Here is a 25,052-nt window from a genome sequence, read left to right on the forward strand (position 1 = left end):
ACGTTTAACTAGAAAAAATACCAAAATAATTGGATTATATTAACAAATACTTCTTAAATATGGCAAAAAACCGTAAAAATTAGTGTTAATTATGTAAAAACATAACAAAATAACATTAGATAATTGACAATTCTAAAAGATAAACTTATAATTAAGTAAACGTTTTCTAAGGAGGTGTGATATTGAAACTCTATAAAAAAATTATTGATGGCATCAGTAAGGCTTTGGAAGCAATCGCAGCTATAATGCTGGTTTCCATGGTTACGATTATTTTTTATCATGTAGTGATGCGATATTTTTTCAACCAAGCACCAAGATGGAGTGAAGAAGTGTCTTTGCAGCTAATGATATGGTTCTGTTTTATTGCTATGCTCTTAGGGGTCAAAGATGAGGTGCATATCAGCATAGACCTATTTGTAAAAAGGTTGCCACCTAAAATTCTATTTTATATCGAGATTTTTGATAAGATTATGATTTTGCTGTTTGGAGGACTTATGGCATATTTCATACAACCGTACATATTCAAACTGATGCGAAATAAGCTGCCAGCAACAGGAATGTCAGTAGCTGTGCAATACGTTGTTCCTGCAATTGTTGGTCTGGTTATAGTTTTTGTAGAAATTGAAAAGATTATATTGCAAGTCAAGGGGGAAAACAAATGGTAACAACAAATACAATTGCAATAGCAATCTTAATAGGACTTTTTATCACGCTTATGATTTTGAAAGTGCCCATTGCCTTTTCTTTATCTCTTTCTGCTTTTGCATCAGCTGCTTATATGGGAATATCGCTCGGTGCCATTGCACAGCAAATGGTTAAAGGAATCAACTCATTTTCATTATTGGCAATACCATTTTTTATTTTATCTGGCGAATTGATGAGTGCGGGGGGGATATCGGACCGGCTTATTAAACTGGCAGATGTGATGATAGGCCGAATGCGTGGCGGTCTTGCAATGGTAAATATTTTAGCAAGTATGTTTTTTGGAGGAATATCGGGCTCGCCTGTTGCAGACACATCTTCCATCGGTGCAATGATGATTCCTATGATGGAAAAGCAGGGTTACGATAAAGATTATTCGATTAATGTGACGATTGCAAGTGCATGTCAAGGTGTATTGATTCCACCAAGCCATAATATGATTATTTATGCCTCCGCAGTCGGAGGATTATCCGTAGGGAAGATGTTCATGGCGGGGTTGGTACCGGGTGTTTTGCTCGGCCTAGCATTGATGGTTTTGAGTTATATTATTGCAGTAAAAAGAAATTACCCGAGAGGGAAAAAGTATTCCACTAAAGAGGCAGTCAAAATAGGTTTGGATAGTTTCTTTGGTCTATTGACAGCAGTAATTATTATTTTAGGTGTGTTTACAGGAATATTTACTGCTATTGAATCGGCAGCGGTTGCTTGTGTATGGGCATTTATTGTTACATTTTTTATTTATAGAGAGATACCGTTTTCCCATTTTGGGGTCATATTAAAGAAAAGTCTGAGAACACTGGCTATGGTTATGTCCGTAATCGCTGCTTCTCAGGGTTTTGGCTATATGATGACAACACTGAAAATTCCTACCATTATTTCAAATGCATTATTGGGATTTACAAGCGACAAGATAATGTTGCTCTTGCTCATTAATGCCAGTTTGCTCGTGTTGGGTTGTATTATGGATATGGCACCATTGATTTTGATAACAGCACCGATCTTGTTGCCTGTTGTTACTGCAATGGGTATGGATCCTGTTCAGTTTGGTATCGTAATGATGCTTAATCTGAGTATCGGACTATTGACTCCACCAGTTGGCACAGTGCTCTTTGTTGGCTGCTCAATCGGCGGAGCAAAAATAGAACATATTGCAAAGACGATGATGCCTTTCTACATAACGATGATAGTGGTGTTATTATTGTTGACGTTTGTTCCGGCATTTTCCATGACAATTCCTAATCTGATGTTTAATTAATTTGGCTTTTACCGGGTTTCCGGTTAAGTAATATTTTAAATATCCAATAGGATAAATAAAAGGGGGATTAAAATGAAAAAAGTAGTATCCGTTTTATTAACACTAGCATTGCTCTTTACACTATCGGCATGTGGAGGGCCTAAACCAACAGACTCTTCTACTGCCCCGGCAGCATCAGAACCTGCCAAGGCGCCTAGAGTTTACAAGCTGGCTGATAATCATCCGGATGGATATCCGACAGTTTTGGGTGATCTGAAATTTGCTGAAATTGTTAAGGAAAAAACCAACGGAGAGATTGTTATTGAAGTATACAACAATGCTGTTCTGGGTGATGAAAAAGTGGCAATTGAGCAAACACAGATGGGAGACATTCACTTCATCCGTGTAGGTACAAATCCTCTTGCTTCTATTAATCCAATCATGAATGCTCTTTCAATGCCATACCTTTATCGCGACAGAGATCACTGCTTCAAAGTTTTGGATGGCGAAATTGGTGAAGAATTTCTAACATCTATGGTGGATGATGGATTACTTGGTCTTTCCTGGTTTGATTCAGGTGCAAGAAACTTCTATAACTCTAAGAGAGAAGTTAAGACTGTTGCAGATCTGAAAGGTTTAAAAATAAGAGTTCAGGAAACAAAGCTGATGATGGACCTGGTAAGCAGCCTTGGTGGTGCACCAACTCCAATGGCTTACAACGAAATCTATTCCGGTATACAAAACGGTGTTATCGAAGGTGCTGAAAACAACTGGCCAAGTTATATGTCACAGTCTCATAATGAGGTTGCACCATACTTTACCGTTGACCAGCATACCCGTGCGCCTGAAATGATTTTGGTGAATACAGATGTTTGGAACAGCTTTTCTACTGATGAGCAGAAAATTATCAAAGAGGCTGCCTTGGAAGCTGCAAAATTCCAGCGTGATGAGTGGGTTCGCCAGGAAAAAGAATACGAGAAACAAGCTGTTGAGAAAGGTGTAACAGTGACTTACTTATCACCTGAAATATTCCAACAATTTGTAGATGCAGTGCAGCCAATATACAGTGATAGTGAGTACACAAAATACAGCGACATCATCAATAGAATTAAAAATGTAAAATAGTAAAAAATAAAATGAATACATAGTATATTGTACAATGCTTATCATTAAGATGATAAGCATTGTACAATAAAGGAGAAAATATGAATCAGAATTTAAAAAATAAAGTGTGGGTTTTTAATGACGAAGTTATAGGGGAACAAATTGATGGGGGTGTACAAAGAAAGGTACTGGCATATTGTGATAATGTCATGTGCGTTGAGCACTATTTTGAAGAAGGAGATGTAGGTGCCCTTCATAGTCATCCAAATACACAAATCACCTATGTGGTAGATGGAGAGTTTGAGTTTACGATTTCAGGTGAGACCAAAGTTGTTAAAAAAGGCGATACAATGCTGAAACAAGATGAAGTTATACATGGATGTAAATGTACCAAAAAAGGAATATTGCTGGATATTTTTACACCAATGCGTACAGATTTTGTAAAATAATATAAGCAAAATCATGATGACAAAAAGAGTATTAAATAATAGTAATTTTGAAAAGGATAAATTTTGATAGGAGAGATTATATGGAAATCAGATATTCAGCAAATCAAAAAGATTTTAAGCGATATACCACACAAGAGGTAAGAGATGAGTTTTTGATTACAGATTTGTATAAAGCAGATGAAGTAGTGGCGGTATACAGTCATGTGGACAGAATGGTAACTTTGGGATGTATGCCTGTCAATGAGGAAGTTGCATTGGACAAAGGGATGGATGTTTGGGCAAACTTTGGTACCAGTTACTTTCTCGAAAGACGTGAAGTGGGGATATTTAACATTGGAAGCAACGGCAAGATTATCGTCGATGGAACAGAATATTCATTAGGATATAAGGATTGCCTTTACATAACAAGAGGAGCAAAAGAAGTTTATTTTTCTTCAGATGAGGGAAGCGCACCCGCGAAGTTTTACATGGTAAGTGCACCCGCTCATTGTAGTTATGAAACAAAGCTGATCAAAATAGATGACGCAGCAAAAAAACCATTGGGGGCACTGGAAACATCAAACAAGCGTATCATTAATCAGTTTATCCACCCCGATGTCTTGAAAACCTGCCAGCTTTTAATGGGCTTGACGGTATTGGAACCGGGCTGTGTGTGGAATACCATGCCAGCACATACCCATGAGCGTCGTATGGAAGTTTATATGTATTTTGAGATACCAGAGAATAATGTGGTATTCCACATGATGGGTGAAGGAAATGAAACGCGTCATATTGTGATGAATAATGAGCAGGCGGTAATTAGTCCAAGTTGGAGCATCCATTCAGGTGCAGGAACATCAAACTATACATTTATCTGGGCCATGGGAGGAGAAAACCAAGCCTTTGATGATATGGATACAATACCGGTAACGGAGCTTCGATAGGAGAGTGGATTAAGTGGGAGAAATGTTTTCTTTGAAAGGAAAGATTGCACTGGTAACAGGCGCATCCTATGGAATAGGTTTTGCAATTGCCAGTGGCCTTGCAAAGGCAGGCGCAAGAATTGTGTTTAACGATATTAGCAAAGAGTTTGTAGACAAGGGTGTTGCAGCATACAAAGCAGCGGGCATAGATGCCCAAGGGTATGTTTGCGATGTTACCGATGAAGATGCTGTAAATACAATGGTTGCACAAATAGAAAATGAAGTAGGAATCATTGATATTTTGGTAAATAATGCAGGGATTATTAAGAGGGTACCAATGTGCGAAATGAGTGCAGCAGAATTTAGACAGGTAATTGATGTAGACCTAAATGCACCGTTCATATGTGCAAAGGCGGTCATTCCATCCATGATCAAAAAGGGACATGGAAAGATTATTAATATTTGTTCTATGATGAGTGAGCTAGGCAGGGAAACAGTATCTGCTTATGCAGCAGCTAAGGGTGGACTTAAAATGCTTACAAAAAATATTGCAAGTGAATATGGTGAGCAAAATATACAATGTAATGGTTTGGGGCCTGGGTACATAGCAACCCCACAGACAGCTCCTTTGAGAGAGAAACAGCCTGATGGAAGTCGTCATCCTTTTGATAACTTTATCATTGCAAAAACACCGGCAGCACGCTGGGGTGAACCAGATGATTTAACAGGTCCGGCTGTGTTCTTGGCATCCGATGCTTCTAATTTTGTAAATGGACATATTCTGTATGTTGACGGGGGCATATTGGCATATATCGGCAAGCAGCCACAATGATTTTTCTAGCAAAATAAAAGAATTGAATTTAAATATATCACTAAATCACCCCAATCCATCATATGATGATAAGAAGGGGGTGATTTTTTGGTTAATCGGAGTAAGTATCAACGAAGAAGGAGCAACTTTAAAGGTTTTATGGCTCTGATACTTTTGTTCTTATTTATCATCTACAGTTTTTTGTTTGTTGACCAAAAAATCAAACCAGCTGTACTCGCCATTGCCCAGGTGAAGGCGAGAGAAATTGCTACTCGAGCCATTAATGAAGCAGTCAATGATAGGGTTTCTGGTGACATTAAATATCAGGATCTTATTTTCATAAGGACCGATGATGATGGGAATGTAACGATGATGCAAGCCAATGCATGCATTACAAAAGTGCTACATAATAAGCCCCTAAATAGGGGCTATTTTATTTCTAAGAGTTTGACGTCCAAGTTTTCCCCATCCCACACAATCTTATCTACGATGGTATGAATTAACCTTCTTTTCTCGTTAAAATCAGCGGTATCGATTTTCTTAGCAAATTCAATACAGGCCTGCTCCAGTAACTCGAGACTAAAAAGTTCCATATCTGAGTTGGAGTTGATCTTGTTCTCTAGTCCCTGATTCTCCTTAGCCAGTTTTTCTAACTCACTTACAATATAAGTTGCAGCAAGGCTGTTTTCATTATTGGCCAATGATTTGACCAGGTTTTCTATTGCTTTATAATTCTTATCAATTTGCTCTTTGATTGATTTATTCCTTTGATCCATATCTCTATACTTTTTCTTAGTATCCTGTATTTTCTTAAATACTGTATTTGGTATGGCATATTTCAGATAATCAATAACAATACTCTCCGTCTTATCACCGGATAACCTAATAGCGTTACATTTCTCTCCTTTAGAGAGGACCTTTAGATTGCACCCATAATAATGGTATCTTTCATTACTATTAGGTTTAAATTGTCCATAATGAACACGCATAAAGCTGCCACATGAGCATCGCATTAAACCTGAAAGAATAGCAGCCGCTGAAGTACCACGCCTAGGAGCATCTTTTCTATTGCGTTTAAATGTCCGTTGTACTTCCACCCAGTCTTTCCCTGGAATGATCCCTTTGTGTTTGCCTATAGCTACAGTCCATTCCGAAAAAGCATTGATCTTCTGCAGTATGTTATTTTTCAACACTCTCTTATTGTATGCAGTAACGCCATTTTTTCCGTTAAACTCAGTTTTGTCATTGCATATATCGGCGCCATTTGATGAGAAAAAATTATATATGCTTTCATCGGCTATGGCATATACGGGATTAGTGAGGATCATTTTCAAAGTATTTTTTTGATAATCATTACCTTGGGGTGTCTTTATATTGTTTTGAAGGCAGTAGGTCTCTACTTTTGATAAAGATTGAAGTTCCAGATACTTATCGTATATAAGTTTTACAATAGACAATTGCTCAGGAATAGGTATCAGCTGGTACATCTTTTTCTCTTTCATATTTGAATCAATATATACAATCGGTTCAGAATTAAATCCGGTGGGATAGGTACCGCCTAACCATCTTCCTGATCTAGCTAACTGATGCATGTTGTCCTTAATACGCTCAGCAATTGTCTCGCGCTCTAACTGGGCAAAGACAGAGGCTATATACATCATTGCACGGCCCATAGGGGTAGTGGTGTCAAACTGTTCCCTTACAGAAACAAAGTTTATGCTTTTATCGTTGATGATCTCGATGAGGTTTGAGAAGTCAGATATGTTTCTGCTGATACGATCTAGGCGATAGCAAATCAGTATATCAAACTTTTTAAATTTAGCATCTTTAATCATTTTTTGAAATTCAGGTCTAGCTGTATTTCCACCTGAAAATCCTTCATCTTCATAGATAGCATACTCGTCAATGTCAAAATGAGTACTCAGGTAATCTTTACATATTTCTATCTGGTTTTGTGTAGATTCGCCTTTGCCAGTGAATTTTGATTTTCTAGAGTAAATAGCAGCTTTCATGCAATCACCTCAGAATCATTATAGCAAAAAAAATACCAAAAGGGCTATGTAGGTCAATATAATAAAAACAGGTGTTCCCTGAATTAAATAACTAAATGTTTATTTAGTGCAATGAAATAAAAAGAAGATTCTTTATAGCATCGATTTTTTTCTTATCTCGAATAGGTTCTACCGTATTCATTTTCTTTGTTTCCTCCCCTTTGGAGAAATTGTTGCCTTCTGACGAAGTTTTCTTAATCTTGGGAGCTGAAATATTGCGGCAAGGGAAATACTAATGAAAACTTCAAGTAAGCCACCAGGCCGTCCTAATTGAACTGAGAAGATAATATAAGAACCAATAGCACTAATAACAAATAAGATCCAACTCATCTTTGATTCCTCCTTAAAATTAAATGCAACATATTATGCATATATCTTATAATATGATTCATTCAAAAACAAGAAAATAAAAAGGTGATTGGTAAAATCACCTTCTGTTCTAGTCATATCGATGGTTATATGAATTTTGGCGAATGTAACACAGTTACTATTATGTTGTATTGAACTTGTATTAAGATACCTGTATTGGCAACGTCTTTGAAAAGAACTTTCTCAAGATTTTATGATCTGCTCGAAGCAAAAGAATTTAGGGCACGAAGTTTTATCTAGAAATGCATTATAGGCATCCGCGCATAAAAATTTTTATACAGCAAGTTTCTATATCTAATCATCATCCTCATGTTCTAAACAGTATAATATTATAGCTTGCTGTACACAAAGTAAGTTTTCCTTAAATTTATAACCTACAAAATAGGTAGACTCAATAACATCTGTAGAAACTTCCTCACTACGAAAAAAGGGAGGACACGGGTTTAGTAGCGAATTTTTTTTTGTTTTTTTCATTCGGTCCAATGTTATCTGGTATTTTTGTATGTATTCTTTTGTTCTCAATTCACTGGATAGAGGATCAGTAAGAATAATATCACTTTGAGACAGTATATCTTCAAGTTCTACATGGAATGAATAGTTATCATCGTTTTCCTTAATTTCATTCCCACATATGCATACATGATTAAACTTCAAATTCATTACCTTTGCTATCTCAGCCCATGACCTTGATATATTTCCCTTCTCCCCAACAAATGTGTATGTCAAATCACGATAGTTATTCCTGATCTTGCTCAATGAGTATAAATCAGAGAGTATTTCACATGGATGATTTTCTGATGTCATTGCATTAATTATTGGAATTTCTGAATACTTGGCTAGTTGACTCACTTTACTGAAATCAGAATGTCTTATAATAACAAAATTAGCCCAGTTGCCAATATACTTTATGACATCCTTGAGTTCTTCCCTTTTATCTATGGTTGAGGGCTGAAAAAGAATACTTCTTCCACCAAGATCAGCTACTGCTTTTTCAAATGTAATTCGTGTCCTTATACTTGATTCAGGAAAAAACAATACTGCTGTCTTTCCTGATAATTCTGTTCCTTTAACATTGTTTTTCAAATCATCAGCTTTGTCAAATATCTCCATGACTTGCTTTACATTTAAATCTTCTATCTTCAACAAATTCATTCTTCTACACTCCTCTCAAGAATATTATATAACTAGCTTTCTGCCATGATATCAGAAAGCCCTCTGTATAAGACTATTATACATTAAATGGTATTATTTTACATGTTGATTTTTATCTGCGAAATCATCCCTTAAAGAACAATTTAAGAATTAGTTTCAACTAACATATAAAATCAAACTTTGGAATTATCTAACAGAAAGTAGGAGAGTCATTAAATATATATTTAGCGACATATTAGAACCTTCGCCATGTCGTAAAAATACAATCTTACAACAAAAGACAAATTGCTTATACTTACGTATTTAAAAATGTATGTAGAATATATCCAAAAATGTAATTTACTAATAAATCATTAGTGGATTTATTTAAGGAGGAAATAAAGGATATGAAAAAAATAACAGAGACTGGTAAGCTTATACTAATAATTACACTAATACTGACTTTAACCGCTTGTGTAGCTGATGGGCCAGTAAACAAAATTGTCTTAGAACCAAGCAAGGAGAGTATGGATATATTTAATGAGCTTATAACGCTTACAGCTTCTCTTAAATATGATGAAGCAAGGAAGCTGCTCCAGGACAATTACGACATTATAAAGGACAATGATACGGTACTAAACAATTATGGATTTATGGAGTTTCATATTTTCAGAAACTATGAAAAGGCTGAAGACTTATTCGAGAGAGGCATAAAAGTGAACCCTGAAAACCCTGAGCATTATAGGGGAATGGGATGTATTTATAAAGCAAAGGGACAATACAAAAAAGCTATAAAATACTATGAAAAAGCAGCAAAAAATTCTTCTAGCTATGAGAATGTGCCTATCGACCCTAAATTAGCTGATTTGTACACTGATATCGGGGATTGCTATCTAAAGCTAAGTGATAGTAAAAAAGCCATTGAAGTATTAGAGATTGCTTCAGAGAAGAATCCCTTTAGCATAAAAACAAATGCTGAATTGCACAAGCTTTATGTTGAAACAGGACAATACGACAAGGCATACAAAGTATGGAAAAACGATAACCTCATAGACGAAAGCCAAGACTATGTATATAAAGGAGTTCTAGAGTGGAATAAGCTATACAAAGATGCAGTTGGGGATAAGAATAGCATGACTCATCTTCAAATGGCCAATCTTTATGCTACCCTTGTTCTCTATGATGAAGCGGCAATAGAATATAGAAAAGCCTTGGATCAGGACCAAGCAAATGAAAATATTAGGAATAAACTTAATGAAATAGAGGTGTTTTTAACTTTCAGAGATGAATTAGGTGCTTTACTAGATGACTATTACCGAGAAAGATGCATAAATGGCAAGAGTGAAGAACTGACTTTTTACAGCAGAATCAAGCCCACCTATGAGGGTATAGCCAAGTTATTTCCGCAAGTAAAGGAAAAACTAGGGGGAACCACGGTATGGATAAATACGATAAATGGTGAGATAGAAAAGAAATTCCATGCAAGAATTGAGAATATAAAAGCAAACGGAAGCATGATGGGAGCACATTTTGGCAGAATTATAGATAGCGCTGTGATACATTCTTCTCTATGGGGAGCAGAAGCAGATTTGAAGGTAATCACACTAAAAAACATGATCAGCAATGGGCTGGATTATTGGAGATCAATGGAAGGCGGGGGAGTAGGAGGCTGGAGCATAAGCCCGACAGAAATTGTCATGGTGATTCAGGATAATGGATATGATAGTGGGCTCAAGTTGGCTTCCTTTTATAATAAAGATGCAAAAGAAGATTTCATAAAGGGATATGGAGGTATTCAGTCAGACAAAGAGGCAAGAGAACCCTTGCAGATATATTTTTCCCCAGATATTTCACTTCAGTTTATCACGAAGCAGATAGATATTGAGATAGAAAATGCAAAGATCAAGGGTATACTAGAGAATGAATTACAAGTCTACCTTTTTGAAAAGCTGCAGAAGGATTTTACTATAAAATCAAATATTATTCATGAGAGCCAACACTCCATTGATAACAAAACCAGATTCAGCTCAAAATGGTTAGGTGAAACTGAATATAGAGCTAAACTTTCTCAGCTAGCCTATGGAGAAATGCCTTTCATGTGTTTGAATCAGTTTTATTCATCTGATATAGGCCTGGAACTTTATAATACACATACTAGGGCAAATACACAGGTTTTTAAGGATATCGTTCAATATATATATGATAATCGTAGTGAATTCCCACAAATAGATAGGAAAAAGAATATCTTGGAGCAACTGAATAAACTAAGTGAAGACGATTTAAGAGATATAGCCATTGATGTGTTTCAGAAGAATTATCCTAATGAGAAGTATCAATAGAGGCAGTGGTAGATTTAGCTAGATGAAATTTGATAGGCATAGATTAAAAGCCGCTGATACAAAGGAACGGTGAACTGTATCATAAGAAATTTCAAACTTGTATTTACTTGAAAGCGAGAAGAAACCCTATCAAGAGATGGTGGTTCATTGTAGCTTGTGAGACAATACTTACAGCTGCGCAATAAATATATTCGTATATTTTGACAGGAGGATGAAAAGTGCGAAGATTGAAATGGGCATGTACAAGGATATCGGCCAAAGCTTTCTTGATGGTGAATCTCAACGTCGTTTATATATAAACAGCGTGGGTGTGTATTATTTTTTGTAGATAGCGAATATAAAAGTGGAAGTAATATTATGGCTCTATATTTATAAAATGTTGTTTTAGATGAAAAAATCAATTTTAACCAAGTATTATATTTTCTGAAATTAACAAATAATACCCATGAGAAGATTTGTTTACGAAAATAAGGAGGAAATAAAATTATGCAGGACAAGACTAAAATTCACCTTACTGCACCAGAAGTAGCAGGGTTTTGGAATGCTTATACTGAGGATACTTTGGCAGTATGCGTGCTGAAGCACTTTCTAAATACGGTTGAAGATGAAGAAGTGCGACCACTTATTCAACAAGCGCTTGATACATCTAAAGGACATTTGCAAGTAATTGCAAATATTTTTAATCAAGAGGGGCTCCCGCTTCCACAAGGCTTTTCAGACAATGATATCAATATGGATGCCCCCAGGCTATTTACAGACACCTTTTATTTAAAGTATCTAATTAATATGGCGGAGATTGGAATGGGCGCTTATACTTTGGTATTAAGCCACGTTATCCGTTCTGATGTTCGTGATTTCTTTTCAAAATCTGTATCCGAATCTGTAGAACTTTACAATAAAGTAGCAGATATGCTAGTACAACAGGGTACTTTTATTAGAGGTCCAAGAGTTGAATTTACTAAAAAAACAGATTTCATAGATAAGCAAAGCTTTTTTTCAGGAGGATGGCTTAGTCAGAGTAGACCTCTAATTGCAAGGGAGATCACCTCTATTTTTGCCAGTCTGCGATTTAATATTATTGGGGGAGCATTAATAACTGGTTTTGGGCAAGTGGCTGAATCTAAAAAGGTAAGTGAGTATTTCTTTAGAGGAAGAGAGCTTGCAGACAAAAAAATAAATGCTCTAACTGCCATCTATAATAAGGAAAATATACCTGCTCCTACCTCCTCAGACTCATTCGTTACCGACTCTACTATTGCACCTTTTTCAGATAAACTTATGCTATATCATATAGTAATACTACATGGCGCCAGCATGGGCCAGGATGGTCTAGCGCTATCGACTGCTATGAGACATGACTTACAAGCACATTATTCTAGCTCAATAGCAGAGACAGGTAAGTATGCTGAGGATGGTCTAGATATCTTGATAAAAAACCAGTGGATGGAGCAACCACCACAGTTAATAGATCACAAAGAGTTAGTGAAGTCTTAACTTTTTATGGATATAGATAGGGAAGCCCGCGTTGAAAGGGTTCTATGGAGTATTGCCCTACCAGGTTTCGGACAGATACTAAATGGAAACTATTCAAAGGCTTTCTATTTATTGTGCTGGAGATCATTATTATTATAAAATCCAAACTAAATGAGATTATCCTGTTGAGTTTTCAAGGTAACACCCTTGATGCAGTTGAACATACGAACTATTTATGGTTACTGTTTTATCCGAGTATCTATATGTTCTCTATATGGGACGCTTTCAGGGATTCTGGTGGATGCAGAACTCCTTATGCTTTTTTCCCCTTTGTATTTCCTGTATACTTAGGAACAATTGGGATCATTTATTCTTCAGTATTTAGAGTTGGTAGTATATTGCTAGGGCCTGTATGGCTTCCTATAATATGTTTGATCCTTGGCGTATTAGTTGGAACTGCAGTTCAACATCTCTTTATCAGATTCAATAATAAAAAGTGATTTTTTGTCAGCTATAAACCCCTTAATTCCCTTTATAGTTAAAAAGGGAATTAAGGGGTTTATTCTAATATAAGAATCATTTCTACTATTTAACCTAATATAGTTTTTCATAGTCAAACAATCGCGGTATAATTCTGTTAAGAAATAGCCCCATAATGGCTATATGTATGTATTAATGGTCATTACATTATGGTAATAGTATTGACACTGGCTGAATAATAGTTTCGCTATGTTCAATAGCCATAAATTATTCTTGCCATAAACGAGCGTTTTGGTGCAATAAAAATAAATAAAAAGCAAAGTAGACTTACATAAATTGGAATCCACTTTGACCCTGGATACATGAATGCTCCCCCTCCCCCCAATACCTCCTATATCTTAGGAGTGGCTTTTATTGTTATCATTTATCTACATGTTTCTCACTCTATTCGAATAATATAACTATAGATAATGCTGTTCGAAGGCACTGAAAAAAGTCAAACAATATAGTAAATAGCCAAGGCTGTGATTCTGGAATTTTCAGTGATCTCATATTGTTTAAATATCTGTGGGGTGAAACTATGAAATATGTGAATAACAAAATCAAAATAATGTCCTATAATATTCACAGTGGAAAAGATCTTTTTATGCTCCCAAGCTTGGATAAAATCATTCACTTTATAAAAGAGGAAGACTGCCAAATTATTGGAATTCAAGAAATCAATGAAAACAATCAGCGTGGTTACCAGGTCAGTAAAATGATGCGGCATCTGGGTATGAACAGCGCTTTTGCTCCCAATGTAAAAATTGGAGATGGTTATTACGGAGTAGGTATTTTTACACCCTATAAGATCCTCCAAACAAAGCATATTCTACTGCCCAGTACAAAAGAACAAAGAGGATTATTGGATGTGACACTGTTGATAAACCATCAAAGACTCCATGTCATGAATACCCATTTGGGATTAAGCAGAGCGGAAAGGGAAAAGCAGATCGAAAAAATCCAAAAATACATATCCTTCATAGAAGAACCGTTTCTTTTCATGGGGGATCTCAATACCGCGGTGACAGAATGGAGCAGCCATCAAATGATTGATACCGGTAAGGCTTGTTTGCAAGAACATCTATCCACCCTCATAAGCTATAACAAAAGAATCGATTATATCTTTGTATCCAAGTCTATAAAGGTACTCAATTATCAAGTGGTCCCTGTAAAGCTATCTGATCACTATCCCATCATCGCAGAGATTACTATTTAAAAGGTTAGTCGTATTCGGGTCATGCTTTCGAACCGTACCGTCCCAGATGACTACTTTATGCATTGAATTTAGAAGAAGATATAAAGAAGCTATTTGAAAAAGCTCAAAGAATGGTAAAATAAGGTTAATAAGACCTTAATTTTAACAACAATTGAGGTTTTATAGCAGGTGTACCACTCAAATGTAGAATTTGGTTTAGTAATTATGGGACAATCTAAATGATTTACTTGATAGACATGTTATGAAAAAAATTGAAAAGGTGGGGGAAAATGATCACATATAAAAAATGTACTGAAGTAGACTTGGATATTATTTATAAAGCCTTTCAAGTTGGATTTTCTGATTATATGATCAAACTTGATATGTCACAAGAGGTGTTCATCAAACGTTTCTTTGGACCAGAGGGTAATGAGCTAAAGCACTCCTTTATCGCATTAGACGAGGAGAGGCCCATTGGAGTGATTTTAGGAGGAATAAAGGTATATGAAGGCGTAAAAACCCTTAGATGTGGCACCTTGTGTATCCATCCAGACTATCGGGGCCACGGAATCAGTAAGTCTCTCTTTGCACTTCATAAAGAAACTGGGGTAGAGAATGGATGTAAACAACTATTCTTAGAAGTAATTGTAGGAAATGACCGAGCCATTCAGTTATACAAAGGACTCGGCTATGAAAAAATCTACGATCTCAGTTATTTTTCCCACAGCGAGCCTTCCTCTATATCCACGAACCTAGGAACTGCCTATACGATCAAAGAAATGGATACGGAGACTATAGGACTCTTACAGCCATATATAGAGGATATACATATCAATTGGCAAAATGATTTTGATTATATCAAGAAGCTTGAAGGGGTAAACCATTATGGAGTTTATGGTGATACAGGTCTGATTGGGACGATGAGTGCCCATACAAATGGTAAAATATATTTTCTATGGATTCATCCTGCACACCGTAGCAAGGGCATAGGAAAAACATTGTTGAGTCATGTTGCGAACTTATCAAATCCTGCTGAGCTGAACATTAGCTTTCCTAACAATGCTAGTCTAGAAGGATTTCTAAAGCATTTAGGATTTAAGCGGGATAAGATTTCACAATATGAGATGTATCTCACTCCTATAAAATAGATGGGGTTATAAAAGTGTGGAAATTCTGTTGTAAGCATAAATAAATATGGCACAAAGACAGAATTATTCACAGGATGAAACGGAACGGTTGATGCTGAGACCCTTTGAGATTGAATGGGATATAAGGATGAGGGGGGAAGACTTGAAGAAGAACTTTAAATTATCTAGAAACATACTTTTTGTGGATTTAGTTTTCTACTGACTACTTTTATGCAATTAGCAGTCAGCAAATTTTAAAGACCTTCAATATAGCTATCTATGGTTTAAGTATTAGGACTAGTAACATAATCATATTATTAATTAGTTGTTATGCTTAATAAAATGTATTTGTATGAAGGGTATAGATAGCTATGAAAAATATTAACACAAAAAAGCTTTTTCAAAGTCTGTTTAGAAAAAATCTTATTATCTTAATAGCTTTAATTATGCTAATATATGCGCTTATCTCATTATACTTTATCAATCATTACTTTTTTAATACAGTAATAAATGGAGTAGATGTCTCATTAAAAGCACATGATGATGTGGATGATCTATTTAAAAATTTTATTGAAGATTATAATTTACAACTGATTGAAAGAAATGGAGAAATTGAAGAAATAATAGGACAGGAAATTGAAATGCATTACAATGAAAGAAATAAAATCTATATAGTTTATCGACGACAAAGCCCATTTAAATGGATAAGCTCATTATTCAAGCAGCAAAAATATTATGTCAATAATTTATTTATGTATAATAACGAGCAATTAGCTAATAAAATTAATGCATTAAATTGTTTACATAAAGAGATTGTAGAACCTAAAAATGTTAGTTTTCGGTATTCAAATGGTTCATATGAAGCGATTGGTGAAGTGTACGGAAATAAAATCAATAGAGATAAATTAATTAATGCGATAGAAAAGAGTATATTACGGGGGGAAACAGAGTTAGATTTAAATGAAAACCTTTGTTACGATAATCCAAAGTACACTTTAAGCTCTGATAAGACGCTTAAAACTAAGAATTTACTAGATAAGTATATATCAACAAAAATCACTTATTTGTTTGAAAATGAAAGTGAAATATTGGATGCAAATACAATAAATCAATGGCTTAGTGTTGATGAAGATTTAGAAGTAGAAATAGAGAAAAGGGCAGTTTATAAATATGTGCAGAAATTGAGTGAAAAATATGATACCGTTGGCGTAGCAAGAAAAATTAAAACGTCTACAAACAAGATCGTAGAAGTTAAAGGCGGATTTTATGGATGGAAAATCGATCAAGTTGCTGAAACGAAAGCATTAATAGAGAATATAAAACGTGGTGACGTGCTTAGAAAAGAACCTAAATATCTTCAGAGGGCTCTATATAGGGGTTCAGATGACATTGGCAATACATATGTAGAAATTAATATAACAAGACAATACTTATGGTTTTATAAAGATGGAAAGCTTATAACCCAAGGTCCCGTAGTAACAGGTAATCCCAATAAAGGGTATTCTACTAAGGTTGGAGTCTATATGCTTAATTATAAAGAAGAAGGAGCAACTTTAAGAGGACCACATTATGAAGCTGAAGTAACTTATTGGATGCCTTTCAACGGAAATATAGGATTACATGATGCAAGCTGGAGATATTCATTTGGAAGAGATATATATAAAAGAAGAGGAAGCCATGGATGTGTAAATGCCCCAAAATATCTAGCTAAAAAAATTTTTGATAATATAGAAGATGGAACGCCTATTATTTGTTATGAAGAATAAATATTTGCTTCGATGCCTGACACTGAAGATATCCAGTTGCCTAGGGCGAACAAAATGCAAAAACTGCTGCTAAAACGATACGGGGGAACCGTTTCACCCGTAAATGAGCAAACAGCCCAGAGACAATATATATTGTTTCTGGGCTGTTTTAAACATAAATGGCTGACAAGCTCTTGACACGTCGAGTTATCTCTGCCCGAACATTTTCAGGCTCTAAGCATTCGCATTTATCACCAAGTCTAAGCAAAAAACTATATCCAAAATCGTTCTCATAAAAAGGATAATAGGCAATATTCGGTATATGGGATTTTTTTACATGTTTTTTTATCCAGGCAAGAGTTCCCCAAAGAACAATTTAAGGATTAGTTTCATACTAACATATAAAATCAAACTATGGAATTATTTAACAGAGAATAAGTGGGTTATTAAATACATATTTAGCGTGACAGAACAAAACTGTCTCGCACTCGGTTAAGTGACATAAATAAATACTAGAGATTTAAGCTAATTTTTAATTTCCTTTTCCATGAAGTAACTTTCATTGTATTTGTCACCAGGATTATCAATTCTTATAATTCTAAAACCACACTTATTCACATAGAAGTTGTGATTTCGTTTTGAAAAACCAGGAGTTTCTGTTCTCCAAATGGTTGTTTCTGGATACTCAGATTCAATAAACTTCCAAACTATTGTTCCTAATCCTTTATCCTGTAAGTCTGGATCAATGAACATATTTCCTAAAAAGTTTTCATGATTATCATTAATCCAGACTATTGCGACTCCAATAGGCTTGTCATCTTTACAGATTTTATATGCCTTACTATCTTTGTGAAGTGCCCACTTTCTTAAAAAATTACCATTATCATATCCATCAGGACCACCATTATTTTCATTTAGATGCCTTTTCGTATCTTCATCAAAAGCTCGTTTCATAATAGGTGTTAATAATTCGATGTCTTTCTCGCATAAATGATCAAATTGTAAACCATTAAATACTTTCATTTTCTTCCTCCCGTATTATTAATCTAGAATATTTGTTCTAGGATTATTTCTTCACAATAAGATTGGATAATACAAATTTTACACTATTATTTCTATAAACTTCCAGAATTTCCTTTGAGATACAAAAAAAGAATTTTTAACCGATGGATAACACGACTTGGCGTTTAGGTGGAGTTACCTGTGCCCGTGGGTATAAACTCCATCTGAACTGAGTCTTAGTTGATTGTATATACGAAATACGAATTATTTGAAAGTGAAGCGCGTAGTTGCTTTTGATCAATTAAACGCCTATTTAGTACGTATATTTGCATGAGATACACTTTTCATAAAGATATAAGAAAGGTTATTTCTTTAGAGGAAATTTATGGATAATAGAGAAATAGTAACTTACATCATAGTTGTAGATTATTATGTCATACGAAAGGAAAGATAAAATGGCAGAATTTTGGGATTTATATGATATAAATAGAAATAAGTTAGGACGATTACATGAACGAGGTCTACCACTTAATAGCGGAGAATATCACCTTGCAGTTGAAATTTGGGTAAAAAATAGTAACAATCAAATTCTTTTAACACAGAGGCATCCTGATAAACCATGGGGAAGCTATTGGGAATCTACAGTAGGCTCTGTTATCTCAGGAGAAGATAGCCTTTCTGGTGCTAAACGTGAATTAATTGAAGAAACTGGTATCAAAGTTATAGATAAACAAATTGCATTTTTAGGAACAATGACAACCGAAGATTGGATTATTGATACATATATTGTTAATTTGAATACACCTACATACAATTTAAAATTACAAGACCGAGAAGTAATAAATGCAAAATGGGTAGATATTTATGAATTTGAAGACATGTGTTCTAAAAAAGTGATTGTACCTGCTACTATTAATCGCTTCAATTTATATAGGGATAAATTAATTTAAGTTAATGTGAATCTGAGATGAGAAAGTTCGCATTGTTTATATTGTACGAATTAAAAGTAAAAGGATAATATCTGCAAATGGAAGAATTCTCTTGAGATAGAAGGAAGGTGTGGATTTGAACAATATTATATCAGAGGCCAAGAATTATTTTGAAAACTCATCAAAAGAAAATGGTTTAACAACTGGTAAAATTAGATCTATTTCTGCCTCACTATATAGAGCGTTAGATGATAAAAGTATTGATAATGTACTTACAGCTTGTGAGCACTTACTAGATGAACGACAATGGGCATTGAGTGTTATCGCGTATGATTGGGCGTATAGAATTAGAAAACAGTATAATAATAAAACTTTTTCTGTTTTTGAGAGCTGGCTCAAGAAATACGTTACTGGTTGGGGTGATTGTGATGACTTCTGTACACATGCATTTGGTGAGTTATTGAGTCAAAATAACGAACTATTCACTCATGTTCTTAAATGGACAGAGCACTCAGATTTTTTTGTAAGGCGTGCTTCGGCCGTTATTTTGATTTATCCTATAAAACATGACAAGTATAAAAATATTAATCCGTTTTTAATTTCTGATGCATTAATGAATGATAATCACCATCTGGTATTAAAAGGTTATGGATGGATGTTAAAAATTTTATCACAAGTTGAACCTAATAATGTCTATGAGTATTTATTGGAAAATAAAAGTACAATGCCTAGAATATCTTTTAGGTATGCATTAGAGAAATTTGATAAAGAGTTAAAATCTCGCTTGATGGAGGGATAATAGATGCTTAATTTAGGTTCTACTTACCTTATCGTAAAAGATATTCAAAAATCCATCGCATTCTATGAAGCATTGTTGGGAATGAAAGTATCTGTACTAAGATTCGACCGATGGGCTCAGTTTAATTTTAATGGGAGCTGTATTGCTTTACTTAATCCCAAGCATGATGAAGCGTTAATAGAGCTTGGAAATGATTTAGAAGTACACTACAGTAGTGAATACCGTGAACATCTCAAAAATAGACAGATTCAATATGGAAATAATATGGTTCTAAATTTTTACATAGACGACCTCAATAAAGAATATGAACGTATTAAAGAGCTTAACATAGGTAGATTGACTAAAATTATGTATTTGAACATTTCTTCACCTTATCATCATTTTTTATTGGAAGATCCAGATGGAAATACGATTGAAATAACAGGAAACTACAAATAAATTTTTCAATAAACTGTAGTTATGGCGTAAATTCACTTAAAAGCTTGATAAATAAACAAATACAATATGCTAAATTGATAAAAAAGAATATTGAAACATTTACATATCCCGAAAATAAGATAAATAATTTTAAATAAGAATAGTAACATAATCCGTGTACACAAGAGCAAAGTAGATTTAAGCCTACTTTGCCCAGAGTGTCGACACTCTTTTCTTCGAGGTTTCTTATTAGAGCTATAATGTGAGAATGAAGAAATTTTATATTTCTAGAGGTGAGATAGTGGCAAATGAATTGATTATCATAAGACCTTCTTCTGAATTTAAAGAAGCCATTTGGGAATATAGACAGGAATATTTTGACTTTGGGGAAACTCAGATTAATGGAAGTTGTGGCATAGGCCGCGCTAATAATTTTGATGAATGGCTCGAACTTGTTCTTTCAATTGAAAAAGATAAACTGAGAAATAATGTCCATGCAAGTACATTTTTTTCTCTCAGAAAAACTGATAATAAAATCATTGGAAGTATACAGCTACGCCATTCTTTAACTCCTGAATTAGAGAAGCATGGTGGGCATATAGGTTATGGAATTCGTCCATCAGAACGAAGAAAAGGTTATGGGAAACAGCAACTTTTACTCGCTTTAGATGAAGCATATCATTTGAAAATCCCAAAAGTTATGATTATATGTGATAAAGATAATGTTCCTTCCATGAAAACTGCAATTAGTTGTGGTGGTATATTAACTTGTGAAAATATTTATGAAGGTAAAGCTCAGCAAATCTATTGGATGGACCTCTGCTAATAAGCATTTCTTTCATTGTAGTTTTATTGAAGACAAACTGGCTTATGAAGATGAGCCAGATTCTCAAGATGGAACGTACATACCTGGTATATTTTATATTAAGAATAAGTTCTGGAAATATGGATTATATAATGATACTGCAAGTCAAATAAATGTAGAAGGTGTATATTCAAGAGTTTTCAAGGATATTTCAGAAATTAAAAATAATAAATTACCGTAAACTAAGGCATATTTTCTTATGTCAAGAAATTATTAAATTTTGAAGTTGGAAACAGATAAGATGAAGGGAGTGAGTTAGCTTGATTCATCAGATATTAAATGCGTATAACCTAGATGCTAAAACACAAATAGAAATATTAGAGAAGATTATTATGTCCAGTAATGTTTTACATGAAGCATTACATAGAACAAAGACATCGGACATCAAAGAATACTATATTGGGGCTGGGTGCATTGCACAAACAGTATGGAACTATCTTTCCAATAATCATTTAGACTATGGAATTGATGATATTGATTTTGTATATTTCGATAAAGATAACTTAGAAGATTCAGCAGAAGATGAAGTTATTAAAAGAGTAGGTGAACTTTATTCTGACTTGCAGGTAAGGATTGATGTGAAAAATCAAGCAAGAGTTCATCTATGGTATGAAAGTAGTTTTGGATATACGATACCCCCATATAAGTCTCTTGAACAGGCAATTGATAGATTTCCGACAACAGCAACAGCCATTGGTATTAGGCTAGGGAAAGATGATAAATTTCAAATATATGCTCCATTTGGACTAAACGATGTATTTGGTAAAATAGTCAGGCCAAACAAGGGACAGATAACGGAAGAGATTTATAATAGGAAAGTAGAAAAATGGCTTGGAAAATGGCCTGATTTGAAAATAATTTCTTGGAATAATTGATTGATATGAGTTTTGAAGCGTTATAGGGGAACCATAAGGGGGAGCTTTATGAAAATTAATGCATCAGCAAATGCAATAATAATTTCGTTCGTATGGATATTGGCAGCAATAATAAATCTTGCACTACTTATAATGGTATCATCAATTCCGTCTTTCTTTATAGTGATTGCTCTTCCGATTCTACTTTCATTCATACTATCTATTATAAATAGTATAAAATTTTACAGTATCTATAAGGATTTCTTAACGATTACAGATGATCGTATCGTTGTTAATTACGGATTGAAAACTAATAAGAAAATGATAAGTTTCTCTGAAGTAAAAAGTGTTAAATACAATAAGAATAATATGATCTTTTGTATGAATGATGGAAAGAAAAGGCGTATATGGCTAGGTTTTGTAAATAAAGGAGATGAAATAGCACTATATAGTTTCCTTAAAGAACATTCGATCCGTTTTACTATGTAGATTTTCTAAAGCATTGGAGAGATAGAACATGAATGATATTGAAAAATATATTTTAGATTTAAATTGGAGCAAACCTGAATCCGTTCAGAAAAATGCTATAAAAGAATTATCTAAGATAGATGAAAATCAAGTAATATTATTGGCTCAACAGTCGGATCTATGCCATAAGGCGTGTTGGCATAATGCATCAATTGTCTTGAAAAGCATTGGGTATCCAAGGAATAAATTAGCTCTTCCTTATTTAATGAACTGGTTTCAAGATGCCAACTGGCCAGGTGTACAGAATATCGTCCAATTATTTAAAGAAATTGATGTGATTGTACTATTACCTCATATTAAGAATGCAATGAAACAAGCGTTAAGAGAGAATGATGAGACATGGGCGTATGGAATAGTGTATCTTATACAAGAATTAGGTTTTCAAAGCCTAGGATTGGATGAAGGAGAGATATACAAAAGTTTAAAGAAGATAGCTGATATAGAATAGATTTTGCAAAACATAATTTCGAGAAGGCTTAAAGCATTGAAAGGAGTCTAGCATTATGAGTTCATTTTTGGATTTATTGTTTGATGCCTTATCTAGTTTATTAATTTCTTGGGACAAAATGAATACCAAAATAAAATTTATAATTTCAATCTTATGTTTAGGTACTTTTTCAGCTATAGTTCTCTTATTCAAAAATTGATAAACCCATAAGCTGTTTCAGACTAGCTAATATAACCTAGTTCAATGCTACTAAAGGGGGAAGGGTTATGCGAATTGCAGTAATTTCAGATGTCCATGCAAATGTTGAAGCATTAAACACTGTCATAGAACATTTGAAAGAACAAGAGGTTGATGAGATTGTCTTTTTAGGTGACGTGGTGATGAATGGCCCATATCCAAAAGAGGTTTTAGAAATAGTGAATGAGCTAGCTCCGATTGCATGGGTTAAAGGGAATACGGATAATTGGTTTGAAGAAATAGATGATGATTTCAAGCCAGTGAATGAAAGAGAAGAATATATCTACTCGCTTTATCAATATGCCAAGGAACGGTTAAGCGAAGATGAGATTGAGATGCTATTATCTAAGCATGACAAACAATTAGTTGAAATTGAAGGAATAAAAATTCTATGTGTTCATGGCTCGCATAGGTCAATATCTGAACCTATAGGCATTATGACACCTCAAGAAAGCATTCAACAAATTATACAGGAAATCGAGGCAGATATTTTGCTTAGTGGTCACACCCACTGCCCCTATTATGTGTCTTTTAATGGAAAGAAAATAATAAATGTAGGGGCTGTAAGCTTAGCATTAGACGGGGAAGCCAAAGCTTCTTACGGAATTCTAGAAATCGGCCAGAATAGCACTTCCTATACAAATTTTAGGCTGGACTATGACATTGAAAAAGTAGTAGATTCAGCAAAATTTAATAGATTTCCATATATAGATGTGTATAGCAAAAGACTGAAAGAGGCTAAATAAAGTGTTTGGCTTCTTTTTTGTTTACCATTAAAACAGATTGGTTGTTGCTGAAAAGCGTAGTATAATGAAAATAAATGTAAAAATTTGGTTTGGTAGCTAAGGGGAGATTTCATGACGGTTATTTTATATGGATCATTAAGTATAATAATTGGAATTATGCTATATTTATCATTTTTAAATCGTATTAGGGTTTTTCTTGATAATGGAGAAGCATACATAGCAAAGGCATTCAAAGTTTTTAAAAAACATTTTTCTGAGTATAGTGTAAACAATCTATATTTGAGATTTGCGACTATTAAAAAGTTTCCATTTAGAAAACTAGGTCTTTCGGTACTAGATTTTACAAAAACGGTAATTGAAGAACAGCTTCTGGGATTGTTTATTGTCTTTCTGATAGTGACTATGCCACTTTTCCCCGAATTATCACAGCGTGTTCCTGAACCAATTGTTGGAGTGTATAGTATGCTAGTCATATTTCTCTGGATTTATGGATTGATTACCTATGCGAAGACAACCGTGAAAGGTACATCAAAGTTTGGAAGATACGGGAAACAGATATTAGCTTTTATTATTCAGATTCTTGTAGGCTGGTTATACATAGCTACGACTCTATCAAACTTTGAATTTGGAGCGGTAAGTTTTTCAGTTGTTATTATGTGTATACTATTATTCTTAATTCCATTATTAACCTTTATGAAAGTAGCGATAGATTCCGAAAATAATTTTTATGTAACAATGTTCATAGCGATAAGTACCTTTATCATTGTAGAATGTTATATTTTCTTAAACTTCGGAGTATACAATCTTTCGCATAATGGATGGGTAGTAGAGTCAGTTGAAAACATATCCCAGTCAGAGCTCTTATTAAAAATATTGTTATTAGGAACGAAATATGTATTCCAAGCCCCAGATCCTTTTGAAGTTAGTAATATTACATATTTTATACAATTTTTCATAGGTTTCATCATAAATGTGATAATAGTTGGATTCTTTATTTCATACTTGTCATCTGCATTCAGTAAAGATTTAAAATATCAGCAAAGTGAGGAATTAAATAACCATAGGGAATAAAA

General features: G+C 34.3%; 26 protein-coding genes. 21 read left to right on the forward strand and 5 right to left on the reverse strand.

What is annotated here, in order from left to right; all coding sequences use genetic code 11:
- Positions 1-182: 182 nt before the first annotated feature.
- The 7 genes from K0R93_RS10065 to K0R93_RS10095 all read left to right on the forward strand — a co-directional run bounded on the left by K0R93_RS10065 (position 183) and on the right by K0R93_RS10095 (position 5,700).
- Positions 183-665 (forward strand): TRAP transporter small permease, encoded by a 483-nt coding sequence (locus tag K0R93_RS10065; protein ID WP_300300756.1) that lies wholly within the window; start codon positions 183-185, stop codon positions 663-665.
- Entirely contained in the window at positions 659-1,957 is a 1,299-nt protein-coding gene (locus K0R93_RS10070; protein ID WP_300300759.1) for a TRAP transporter large permease, read from the forward strand. Before K0R93_RS10065 ends, K0R93_RS10070 begins: the two co-directional genes overlap by 7 nt.
- A 72-nt stretch (positions 1,958-2,029) precedes the next feature.
- Positions 2,030-3,061: a TRAP transporter substrate-binding protein gene (locus K0R93_RS10075; protein WP_300300762.1), complete on the forward strand. Its 1,032-nt coding sequence runs from the start codon at positions 2,030-2,032 to the stop codon at positions 3,059-3,061.
- An 80-nt stretch (positions 3,062-3,141) separates the two neighbouring features.
- Positions 3,142-3,489, forward strand: a complete 348-nt coding sequence (locus tag K0R93_RS10080; RefSeq protein WP_300300765.1) for a cupin domain-containing protein — start codon at positions 3,142-3,144, stop codon at positions 3,487-3,489.
- Positions 3,490-3,569: 80 nt separating this feature from the next.
- Entirely contained in the window at positions 3,570-4,412 is an 843-nt protein-coding gene (gene kduI, locus K0R93_RS10085) for a 5-dehydro-4-deoxy-D-glucuronate isomerase (RefSeq protein ID WP_300300768.1), read from the forward strand.
- A 22-nt stretch (positions 4,413-4,434) separates the two neighbouring features.
- Complete coding sequence (locus tag K0R93_RS10090; RefSeq protein ID WP_300301033.1) at positions 4,435-5,223, forward strand: gluconate 5-dehydrogenase; 789 nt, start codon at positions 4,435-4,437, stop codon at positions 5,221-5,223.
- Between the two features lie 87 nt (positions 5,224-5,310).
- A complete protein-coding gene (locus K0R93_RS10095; RefSeq protein WP_300300770.1) occupies positions 5,311-5,700 on the forward strand; it encodes a hypothetical protein in 390 nt (129 codons plus the stop codon).
- On the opposite strand, the gene K0R93_RS10100 is transcribed toward K0R93_RS10095, so the two are convergent.
- The 3 genes from K0R93_RS10100 to K0R93_RS10110 all read right to left on the reverse strand — a co-directional run bounded on the left by K0R93_RS10100 (position 5,631) and on the right by K0R93_RS10110 (position 8,774).
- Positions 5,631-7,214 (reverse strand): recombinase family protein, encoded by a 1,584-nt coding sequence (locus tag K0R93_RS10100; protein ID WP_300300773.1) that lies wholly within the window; start codon positions 7,212-7,214, stop codon positions 5,631-5,633. The two genes, K0R93_RS10095 and K0R93_RS10100, sit on opposite strands and share 70 nt — an antisense overlap.
- Before the next feature lie 177 nt (positions 7,215-7,391).
- A complete protein-coding gene (locus tag K0R93_RS10105) occupies positions 7,392-7,583 on the reverse strand; it encodes a hypothetical protein (RefSeq protein WP_300300776.1) in 192 nt (63 codons plus the stop codon).
- Positions 7,584-7,916: 333 nt separating this feature from the next.
- Positions 7,917-8,774 (reverse strand): ornithine carbamoyltransferase, encoded by an 858-nt coding sequence (locus tag K0R93_RS10110; RefSeq protein ID WP_300300779.1) that lies wholly within the window; start codon positions 8,772-8,774, stop codon positions 7,917-7,919.
- A 386-nt stretch (positions 8,775-9,160) separates the two neighbouring features.
- Between K0R93_RS10110 and K0R93_RS10115 the strand changes: the two genes are divergently transcribed.
- The 5 genes from K0R93_RS10115 to K0R93_RS10135 all read left to right on the forward strand — a co-directional run bounded on the left by K0R93_RS10115 (position 9,161) and on the right by K0R93_RS10135 (position 17,175).
- Positions 9,161-11,092 carry a tetratricopeptide repeat protein gene (locus tag K0R93_RS10115; protein ID WP_300300781.1) on the forward strand — a complete coding sequence of 644 codons (1,932 nt, stop codon included), beginning with the start codon at positions 9,161-9,163 and terminating at the stop codon, positions 11,090-11,092.
- Between the two features lie 486 nt (positions 11,093-11,578).
- Entirely contained in the window at positions 11,579-12,586 is a 1,008-nt protein-coding gene (locus tag K0R93_RS10120; protein WP_300300784.1) for a DUF3231 family protein, read from the forward strand.
- 1,039 nt (positions 12,587-13,625) lie between these two features.
- The gene (locus tag K0R93_RS10125; RefSeq protein WP_300300787.1) at positions 13,626-14,303 is read left to right on the forward strand and encodes an endonuclease/exonuclease/phosphatase family protein; all 678 of its coding nucleotides are present in this window, start codon (positions 13,626-13,628) and stop codon (positions 14,301-14,303) included.
- 269 nt (positions 14,304-14,572) lie between these two features.
- Positions 14,573-15,430: a GNAT family N-acetyltransferase gene (locus tag K0R93_RS10130; RefSeq protein ID WP_300300790.1), complete on the forward strand. Its 858-nt coding sequence runs from the start codon at positions 14,573-14,575 to the stop codon at positions 15,428-15,430.
- 350 nt (positions 15,431-15,780) lie between these two features.
- Positions 15,781-17,175 carry a L,D-transpeptidase family protein gene (locus tag K0R93_RS10135; protein WP_300300793.1) on the forward strand — a complete coding sequence of 465 codons (1,395 nt, stop codon included), beginning with the start codon at positions 15,781-15,783 and terminating at the stop codon, positions 17,173-17,175.
- Between the two features lie 148 nt (positions 17,176-17,323).
- Here the strand turns inward: K0R93_RS10135 and K0R93_RS19305 are convergent, their stop codons facing one another.
- Together K0R93_RS19305 and K0R93_RS10140 are read right to left on the reverse strand one after the other, a co-directional pair.
- Positions 17,324-17,530 carry a hypothetical protein gene (locus tag K0R93_RS19305; protein WP_442870181.1) on the reverse strand — a complete coding sequence of 69 codons (207 nt, stop codon included), beginning with the start codon at positions 17,528-17,530 and terminating at the stop codon, positions 17,324-17,326.
- A gap of 149 nt (positions 17,531-17,679) precedes the next feature.
- Positions 17,680-18,177 (reverse strand): GNAT family N-acetyltransferase, encoded by a 498-nt coding sequence (locus tag K0R93_RS10140; protein WP_300300796.1) that lies wholly within the window; start codon positions 18,175-18,177, stop codon positions 17,680-17,682.
- 434 nt (positions 18,178-18,611) lie between these two features.
- Here K0R93_RS10140 and K0R93_RS10145 point away from each other — a divergent pair, with 434 nt between their 5' ends.
- The 9 genes from K0R93_RS10145 to K0R93_RS10185 all read left to right on the forward strand — a co-directional run bounded on the left by K0R93_RS10145 (position 18,612) and on the right by K0R93_RS10185 (position 25,050).
- Positions 18,612-19,106, forward strand: coding sequence for an NUDIX hydrolase (locus K0R93_RS10145; RefSeq protein ID WP_300300800.1), 495 nt, complete (start codon positions 18,612-18,614; stop codon positions 19,104-19,106).
- 115 nt (positions 19,107-19,221) lie between these two features.
- Positions 19,222-19,884 (forward strand): DNA alkylation repair protein, encoded by a 663-nt coding sequence (locus K0R93_RS10150; RefSeq protein ID WP_300300802.1) that lies wholly within the window; start codon positions 19,222-19,224, stop codon positions 19,882-19,884.
- Positions 19,885-19,887: 3 nt separating this feature from the next.
- A complete protein-coding gene (locus K0R93_RS10155; protein ID WP_300300805.1) occupies positions 19,888-20,322 on the forward strand; it encodes a VOC family protein in 435 nt (144 codons plus the stop codon).
- Between the two features lie 280 nt (positions 20,323-20,602).
- Positions 20,603-21,127: a GNAT family N-acetyltransferase gene (locus K0R93_RS10160; protein WP_300300807.1), complete on the forward strand. Its 525-nt coding sequence runs from the start codon at positions 20,603-20,605 to the stop codon at positions 21,125-21,127.
- 299 nt (positions 21,128-21,426) lie between these two features.
- Complete coding sequence (locus K0R93_RS10165; protein WP_300300809.1) at positions 21,427-22,041, forward strand: nucleotidyltransferase family protein; 615 nt, start codon at positions 21,427-21,429, stop codon at positions 22,039-22,041.
- 48 nt (positions 22,042-22,089) lie between these two features.
- Positions 22,090-22,509, forward strand: coding sequence for a hypothetical protein (locus tag K0R93_RS10170; RefSeq protein WP_300300811.1), 420 nt, complete (start codon positions 22,090-22,092; stop codon positions 22,507-22,509).
- A 28-nt stretch (positions 22,510-22,537) separates the two neighbouring features.
- Entirely contained in the window at positions 22,538-22,996 is a 459-nt protein-coding gene (locus K0R93_RS10175; RefSeq protein WP_300300813.1) for a DUF5071 domain-containing protein, read from the forward strand.
- Between the two features lie 266 nt (positions 22,997-23,262).
- Positions 23,263-23,979 (forward strand): metallophosphoesterase family protein, encoded by a 717-nt coding sequence (locus K0R93_RS10180; RefSeq protein WP_300300815.1) that lies wholly within the window; start codon positions 23,263-23,265, stop codon positions 23,977-23,979.
- 111 nt (positions 23,980-24,090) lie between these two features.
- On the forward strand, positions 24,091-25,050 hold the full coding sequence (locus K0R93_RS10185; RefSeq protein ID WP_300300817.1) for a hypothetical protein: 960 nt from the start codon (positions 24,091-24,093) through the stop codon (positions 25,048-25,050).
- Positions 25,051-25,052: the final 2 nt, after the last annotated feature.

This window comes from Anaerosolibacter sp. (assembly GCF_029240175.1).
In the GTDB taxonomy this organism is placed as follows: domain Bacteria; phylum Bacillota; class Clostridia; order Peptostreptococcales; family Thermotaleaceae; genus Anaerosolibacter.